Source organism: Paenibacillus sp. A3M_27_13 (genome assembly GCF_024213315.1).
GTDB classification, from domain to species: Bacteria; Bacillota; Bacilli; order Paenibacillales; family Paenibacillaceae; genus Paenibacillus; species Paenibacillus polymyxa_B.
Map to the genome: position 1 here is coordinate 781206 of NZ_JANAVE010000001.1, position 8912 is coordinate 790117.

Consider the following 8912-nt stretch of genomic DNA (forward strand, 5'->3'; position numbering starts at 1 on the left):
GTGATCGGTTCCCTGTTTATGTTTAAAACAGGGTTATCGGTAGGGGGATTCTGCGAACATCTTTATCCTCATGGAGTGCCTCCCATGAAATCCTGCCCCCCTGGGTCCAATACATCGCTATATTTTCCATATTTTTCTCCTCTAGCAGCAATTGAGAAACGGTCTCTCCTATTTTCCCTGAGAGAAGCGCACTCGTATTTGAGTCTTCTGCACTTTCTCCTATAAATAAAGGAATAGATGCCCCTTCGGGCCCGTTGCCGCTATCGGCTATTTCGAGAAGTTCCCTAAGACCCGTGAGTAGATCCTGCCGCGTATTCGCTACGATTGCCGCCCGGCATGTCATCGCTTCGCGGCCTGTCTGAAGTGTAAAGGCAATATCTTGTAAGGCATCATCGCTCTGCTGCTCCAGATATCCCAGTAATTGATTGGCAAGCGCCATCAGTCTCTCCCGGTTTATGTCCGAGAGAATCACCACCTGGGGCTGATCTGCCACTCGTAAATGAATGTTGTCTTTTTCTGAAGGGATATATTCTTCCAGAATGAAATGCACATTAGAGCCTCCCGCACCAAAGGAGCTTACGGTTGCCCGCAACGGGAATTCCCGTTCTTCTCCCTGAATCTCAATTACAGGCCGCTCCCATTCCTGAACCTCCCGTTGCAAATAAAATGGAGTATTACTGAAATTAATATTAGGGTTAAGCTTCTCGGCCTTAATGGTAGGAACCAGTTTTCGATGCCACAATTGCAATATGACCTTGGTTAGCTGTGATATTCCCGAAGCCGCTTCTGCATGCCCTATATTGGATTTGACTGAGCCAATGGCACAAAATTGCTGCTCGGTCGTGAATTTCTGGAATGCTTTATTCAAAGCAGCAAGTTCAATAGGGTCTCCCAATGTAGAACCATTTGCGGCTGCCTCTACATAACTGATCGTCCGGGGGTCTATACCGGCTTTCAAAAAGTTTTCTTCGACTAGTTGCGCCTGCGCATTGGGGTTAGGGATTGTATATCCATTGCTATGTCCCCCATGATTGGTTGCCGTGGATTTAATAACCGCTAAAATGCAATCTCCATCCTGTACAGCCTTATGAAGCGGTTTTAAGAGTACCGCTCCAACTCCTTCCGCTGGAAGGTACCCATCCCCATCTGCAAAGCTTCTGCTATCTTCATGACTTCCAATCAACTGATTTTGACTGGATTCAATATACTTTTTGGGACTAGTCAATAGATTCCCCCCGCCAGCTACCGCTATTTGACACTCTCCCCTGATCAGGCTTTCACATGCCATATGGACAGCTACAGCTGAGGAAGAGCTCATCGTATCAATGGATATGCTCGGTCCCTGGAAATTGAAATAATGCGACATGGGATTTGCGACTGCAACAGACCCAAATGATGTTACCCGTTGGGCAGAGTCCGGTTCGATATCACAGGAGCAGTATTTGTGATACGTAGCGCCCACATAGACGCCAACCTTGTTCTGGTGCTTCTTCTGTAATGCCTCTCGCGTATATCCTGCACTTTCAAGCAAATTCCATATTATTCCCAGGAAAAGTTGCTCCATCGGGTCCATTAAACTGATCTCATAGGGGGTGAGATGAAAGAATGCTGGCTCTGACAGGCTTATTCGTTCCATGAAACCGCCCCACTTGCAGTAGGTTTTTCCCGGCTTGCTTCTCTCCTTGTCAAAATAAAGATCGTGCTCCCAACGATCTTTTGGAACTTCGGTAATGCAGTCCTTGCTTTCTTGGAGATTGCTCCAGAACTCCTGAAGATTTTCCGCCCCTGGATATTTCCCGGACACCCCGATGACAGCAATGTCCATCGCTCCTGTTTCTTGTTTCTTCTCCTCCTGAGCCTCTACCTCGGTTGCCGAAAATTGGGGACGACGGAATATCGGAGAAGGGGCTTTTACCTGCTCCATACCAAACCATTCAATCAATTCGCCTCGATGCGATTCCAGGAAATATTCTATTAAACTCTGGATATTCGGATATTCAAAAAGTAAGGTCCTCGATAGCGGGCCGAAGTTTTTTTCTAGCTCATCGGTTAATTCCATTGACTTTATGGAGTCAACACCATAGTTTTCTAGATTTTTGTCCTCTTCAATGCGATGTTCCGGCAGTCCAGTGGACGAAGAGAGCAGGCTCTTTAGGTAACTTGCCATTTTTTCACGCAGTAGCTCTTCTTCCTGGCTGGACACTGCCTTATTTGTTATAGAAGTTGGTTCGGCATTTTCACCCTCAGCTGTTGCCTGATCTATGCCAAACAAAGCGATCAATTGGTCTCGATAGGCTTCCACAAAATATTCCGTCAAACTTCGAATATCTGGATATTCAAAAAATAGAGTCCTCGACACCTGATCGAATGTTTTCTCCAGCTGGTCGGTCAACTCCATAGACTTTATAGAGTCAACCCCATAATTCTCAAAAGGTGTATTCTCTTCGATTCGATATACGGGCAGTTCGATGGACGTTGAAAGCAGGGTCTTCAAGTAATGGACCGTCTTTTCACGCAGCAGGTCCTCTTCTCTGCCGGACACTTCCTTGTTTGCTGCAACAGTTGTGTCGGCTTTCGCGCCTGCAACCGCTACCTGATCTATGCCAAACAAAGCGATCAATTGGTCTCGATAGGCTTCCACAAAATATTCCGTTAAACTCCGGATATCCGGATATTCAAAAAATAGAGTCCTCGACACCTGATCGAACGTTTTCTCCAGCTGGTCGGTCAACTCCATAGACTTTATAGAATCAACCCCATAATTTTCAAAAGGTGTATCCTCTTCGATTCGATATACTGGCAGGCCGATGGACGATGAAAGCAGAGTCTTCAAGTAATGGACCGTCTTTTCACGCAACAGGTCTTCTTCCTGGCCGGACTCTGTCTTCTTTGCTGTGGAGGAAACGATGTATGCTTCAGCTTCTGATCCGAGCGCCTGATCCCGGGATGCTTTGCCGCTTTCTTCAAGCTGTCCCTCCATGATCATCATGTTGCTGATTAGCTCTACGTCTCCTTCGATCACCATGACCTGATCCGGTATGCAGGCTATGCTTTGGTACAGGGCGCTCATTCCTGTCTCTGTCCTCATCGCATACATACCCACCTTCTGCATGGCCTTCTCCGTCTCCTGGTCAGGCCGCATTCCGCCATCTTTCCATAACGGCCAATTGATGGACAGCGTTTTGCCTGTACGCTCCATGGAGGATACCAAGGTATTGCGGTACCAGGCATATGCGTCCATAAAAGCATTCGCGGCAGCATAGTCAGACTGACCTGCATTACCACCCACTCCCGAACCTGACGAAAAAAGGATAAAGAAGTCAAGAGCAATGTCCTTACTGGCTTGGTCCAGATTTACCAGTCCCGCAACCTTGGGCGCCAGCACTGCCCTGAATTCCAGGCTAGTCTTTTTAATAATATAGTTATCCTGAATTATTCCAGCACTGTGCAGGATGCCGTTGATTCCGCCGTATGTCTGTTTGATATCTTCAATTAAGCCAACCACAGCTTCCTTCCGCGTGACATCCGCCTGCTTGTATTCTACCCGGGCGCCCAATGCCTTCAATTCCTCCAATGAGGTCTGCTTGTCCTGATCCAGTAGGGAACGTCCAGTAAGAATCAAAGTCACTTCCTTGGCCTGACGCGCAATCTCTTTAGCAAAAATAAGACCTAAACCCTTTGCTCCTCCAGTAATCAAATAAACCCCGCGGTCTTTCCATGGAATATCCGGTGTTTCTGACGGCATTTCTGCTTTACTCCAGACAGGAATCCAACGTTTGCCTTCTGCAAACCGGATGCGGCTATCCGCAGGGTGTCGGCTGCTCGTCTTTAGTATTTCAATGAGCCCTTCCATTTTTTCTGTACCCTCAACTTCAATTAACTGACCATGGATCTTTGGATTTTCCTTTTGCGCAGTTTTGAGTATGCCGCACAGCCCAGCGAAGAGCAGCTTTTCATGTTGAGGCATCGTTACAATCTGCACCAGCACCTTGCCTTTGGGTTTGTCATTCAGGATACTTTTTATTTTTTCAAAAACCTGGACGGCATACTTTTCGAAGCGCCGATCAACCTCTTCCATACCGGATTGCAGAGTGATACATTCCATTCCTGCCAAGGAGAACTCGATATCTCCTGCAGCAATGGTATCTGTTTCGCAAAGCATTACCACATGTCGTTCGTAAGTGGGAACCATCGTGTCCTCCGCAACCGCCTGTTCTTTCCAGAAGGGTTGGAGCATCATTACACCAGGTGTTTTCTCACATGCGCCCACTACCTTGTAGGAGCATCCTTTTATACGCACGCAGACTTGGCCTGCCTCATCACACAAATCAATGTCATACTTCTGCGTATTATGACCAGCCCCGCTTCCTCTGCTATACCGGATCAACGCCCACATTTCACAGGGACATTCCCGAAAAATTTCGAGTCTCTCAATGGCAGTCGGCCGTATTTTCTGTAGAGGGTCAATGCCTGAAGGCCGCATGATATTTTCATCATTCGAAAACAAGTATGCCGGCGGCATTTGCAATGCAGCATTTATTATAAAGGGATGCAAAACAAATAAGCCCTCAGTATTCCTTATACCGGAAGGCAACGATAGCTTGGCCAGCACTAACCCCTGTCCTATATGCACTTGTTCATTGGCCTGATGTCCCGAACTGTAGTCGGCCCCCATGCCCCACACTGCTTCATCGTCTATCCCAGGCGAAACATGCTGAAAGCACTCCATCTGCAAAGCCTGTATATCCCACGTTTCCGCTTCATTTAACATCTTCAGTTCGGCACTACCCTGGCTGTGTAAGACAGGGTCCCTGGCTTCTGTTAATCTGCTGTAGATTTTGAAGCCAATCGCTCCTTGATCTCCCGGAAAGAGCCCTATATGTATTTCTAACGGCTGATCTCCTATAGCGGGAGCATGTGTCCATACAATATCTTTAATAATGATGTTTGCCTGACCCTTCTCCTGTACTGTTAACGACTGCTCCACCGCTGCCCGCACCATTTCAAGGCATGCCGCTTCTGACAGGACAAGCTTTCCGTCAACTACGGAGTCCTTCAGATAAAACTCCTGGCCGCTAAAGGTTGAACTAAATCTTTGCTCAGAAAGTACGGAGGTGTTTTGATGCAGTAATGGATGTAGATGTGCAGCCACATTGGCGAACGGCTTTTCTTCATCTACATGTATCCAATATCGTTCTCTGGCAAAAGGATATGTGGGTAAAGGGATACGGCGGGGCTGGACATTACCGTAAAGTCTGCTCCAATCAATACGGACACCCTTGACCCACAAGTCTGAGATTCTGCCGTACTTTTCCGCTAGAATCTGTAAATCAATCGTTTCATCGAGCGTTTTCTCCTCTGAGGCCATGTTCAAGCTCTCCTTGTCTCGCTTGGCCTGTCCCCGGTAAAGCTGTGCAATACTCTGTCTTCCTCCAATAAAGCCCCGCAACTTGCTTCTAAGTTCCTCCACTGATTCAACGACCACAGCGAGGCGCTCTTCCATCGCCTCACGTCCTGTCTGCAAGGTATAAGCCACATTCACCAAATCGTGATCGGAAAACTCATTCCGATCCATTACAGTAGCCAATTGGCTTACCTGCTCCTTCAATGCTCCATCACTTTTTGCCGACAGAACTATGACGACCGGTCTTGGAGGAGTAAAGGTATTTTGAAAGTCATCCTGTTCCGCAGGGAGGTATTCCTCAAGGACAATATGGGCATTAGCCCCACCGGCTCCAAAGGAAGATATCCCGGCGATCCTCGGGTATTCCCGTTGTTCGCCATCCTCCTCCACTATCGGACGCTCCCATTCAGAAAGCCCCTGTTGGACTACAAATGGCGTTTTGGAAAAGTTTATATTAGGGTTCAGTTTTTGGGAATGCAGGCTAGGGGCAATTTTCCGGTTTTTCATTTGCAAGATGATTTTAGCGATGCCTGCAATCCCTGCGGCCGCCTCTAAATGGCCTATGTTTGATTTTACCGAGCCGATAGCACAAAACCCCGTGTCCTGCGTATCTTTCTTAAATGCCTGGGTAAGCCCGGTGACTTCAATAGGATCACCGAGCTCCGTTCCAGTACCGTGGGCCTCAATATAACTGACTGCCCGGGCATTTACGCCTGCTTTATCAAAAGCCTCTCTAATCAGTTCACCCTGTGCTACCGGGTTAGGCACGGTATACCCGTTTGTTTTTCCTCCATGGTTGATACGGGTTCCCCGAATAACGGCATAGATATGGTCCTTGTCTGCAATGGCTCGTGACAAAGGTTTGAGCAGCACAACCCCTGCACCTTCGCCAGGGACAAATCCATTCCCGCCTTCCCCAAAGCTTTTACACCGCCCCTCAGGCGATAGCATTCTCATCGTACTGAGAAAGATATAGCTTGAAGGATGAAGATATAAGTTGACTCCTCCAGCAACAGCCATTTCGCATTCACCGTTAAAGATATGCTCACAGGCCTCGTGGATTGCAGTTAATGAGGAAGAGCACATGGTATCAACCGGGATACTGGGCCCCTTTAAGTTCAAGAAATAGGATATTCTGTTGGCTACCGAGCTGAAGGAGGTTCGCGGAAAGACGGGTTGTCCTTGTTCCCACAGCTTTGGCCCGTATAAATTGAACCCCGTTCCGGTAATTCCTGCAAAGACGCCAATCCGGCCATTATACTGTTCGGCGAGCTGTTCCCTGCTATATCCTGCATCCTCGAAAACCTTCCAGCATTCTTCCAGGAATATTCGCTCCTGAGGATCCATACTCATCGCTTCCCGGGGAGATATATTAAAGAAGAGAGGATCAAAATCTGCAAAATCCTCCACAAATCCTCCATATTTACTATAGCTTTTGCCCTTCTCAACAGCTTCTTTGATGTCGGAACAGTAGAAACCTTCCCTCTTCCAGCGTTCCGCAGGGATTTCTGTTATACAGTCTTTGCCCTGTTCCAGATTGCTCCAGTACTCTTCCATATTTTTGGCCTGCGGATATCGTCCACTTACACCAATAATGGCTATTGGCTCGTGTTTCACACGGTCTCTGTTAGTAGCCGTGTTGCAGATACGATTGTTTTCTTCCTTTGGCAGGGGTGACAAAGAAAACTCGCTGGCAGCATGCAAGGTTGCGGAAATGGAGACGGATTTCTCTTCCGTCTTTATCGGGCTTCCGAGTCCTGTCCACCGTACGCATTCCTTGTGATAATCAGCAATAAAATATTCGGCCACTGCTTCCAACGTCTGATATTCATAAAACAAGGTCATTGATATTTCTCCAAAAATCCCCTGCAGCTTTTGATTAAGCCTTGTAATCATGATGGAGTCTATGCCATAGCTTTCTAAAGGCTCGCTGACATCAATTTTGTCAATGCTCAGCTTGGTAACTTCTCCAAACAATAGTTTTAGCTGATGTAAGGTTTTTTCAAGAAGCAGTTCAAGATTCACCTCTGAAGAAGCTGACTCTTCAACATATTCTTTCTCCTGTGGTTGGGACGCCAGGAAATACTTTTGCAATTTGGATTGCTCACCTTCTATTACTAATAACTGATTCAGGCCAGCGGCCAGACCGTTATATAAAGCCTGGATACCGTTTGAAGCTTGCATGGCTACCATGCCAATACTTTGCCAAGCCCTCTCCGTGTCATCGTCCACATGCATCCCTCCATCCTTCCAAAGAGGCCAATTGACAGATAGCGTCTGCCCTTTGCGCCCCTTTGAGGATACAAGGCTGTTTCGATACGCGGCATAGGCATCCATAAAGGCATTAGCGGCAGAATAGTCGGCTTGACCGGGGTTGCCCATAATCCCAGCTATTGAGGAGAAGAGAATAAAGAAATCCAGATGTAGCTCCTTGGTCTCCTGATCTAAGTTCACCAGTCCGGCAACCTTTGGTGCCATTACTTCCGCGAACTCTTCCTGTGATTTATTCATAATAAAACGATCCTGTATTACTCCAGCACTATGAAGGATACCATCAAGGCCTCCATACTCTTCCCTGATCTCAAGGATCAATTTGGAGACCTCTTCCTTCCGTGCTACATCTACCTGTCTGTACTCAACGCGGGTCCCCAGTGCCTTCAACTTCTCCAATATGGCCTGTTTGCCTTCGTCTAGATTTGAACGGCCTACAAGAACTAGCGTGGCTTCCCTGACTCGCTGGGCGATATCCTCCGCAAAAATAAGTCCTAAACCTCCTGCACCACCCGTAATCAAATAAGTCCCCCGATCCTTCCAGGGTACTCTTCCCGTTGTCTCAGTGGGTTTCATCTCGTTCCAACCGAGAACCAAACGTTTACCATCCTCATACCGTATCCTTTTATTCTTTGGATATTGACTGTTCTCTTTTAATTTCTCAATCACCTCTTCCAGACCTACAGATTCCAATTCTACGAGTTGCCCTACGATTTTCGGGTTTTCTTTCTCAGCTGTCTGCAGTAATCCCAATAGTCCTGCGAAAGGTTGCTGTGCGCTTTGTGCGGAAACTGCAATCTGTATCAGTACGCTACCCTTGGATTCCTCTGTGAGAACCATTTGCACTTCCGTGAGCAGCTGGAGGGCATACGCCTGAAAGCGTTCATCCATGCTGCTTTGGCTGGCATGCAGCTTGATGCAACGGGTTCCTTTCATGAGCGATTCAATGCTTCGCTCCGCGAAATGATCCAGTTCGCAAAGCACCACCAGATGCTGGCTAAATTCAGGGCGTGCCACTTTCTGATGAGCAACTTGCTCTTTCCAGAAAGGCTCAAGCATAAGGACTCCCGTATCCGCCAAGGACCCCGCAGTCCCTGTTCCGCTTTGCGGGGCCTCATGTGAAACCATTTGAGCTTGAAATTGGCGTATTTTTACAATGGCATCCTCTTTCTGTATCCGTCCGCTTTTTACCTCGCCTAGAATATATTGAAAAAAATCCTTCATCTTCTATTGCCTC

Annotated in this window: 1 protein-coding gene; it reads right to left on the minus strand. The window is 47.5% G+C overall.

Annotated elements, in window-relative coordinates; all coding sequences use genetic code 11:
- Positions 1-22: 22 nt before the first annotated feature.
- Positions 23-8899 carry a hybrid non-ribosomal peptide synthetase/type I polyketide synthase gene (locus NLX82_RS03620; RefSeq protein WP_254347491.1) on the minus strand — a complete coding sequence of 2959 codons (8877 nt, stop codon included), beginning with the start codon at positions 8897-8899 and terminating at the stop codon, positions 23-25.
- Positions 8900-8912 lie beyond the last annotated feature (13 nt).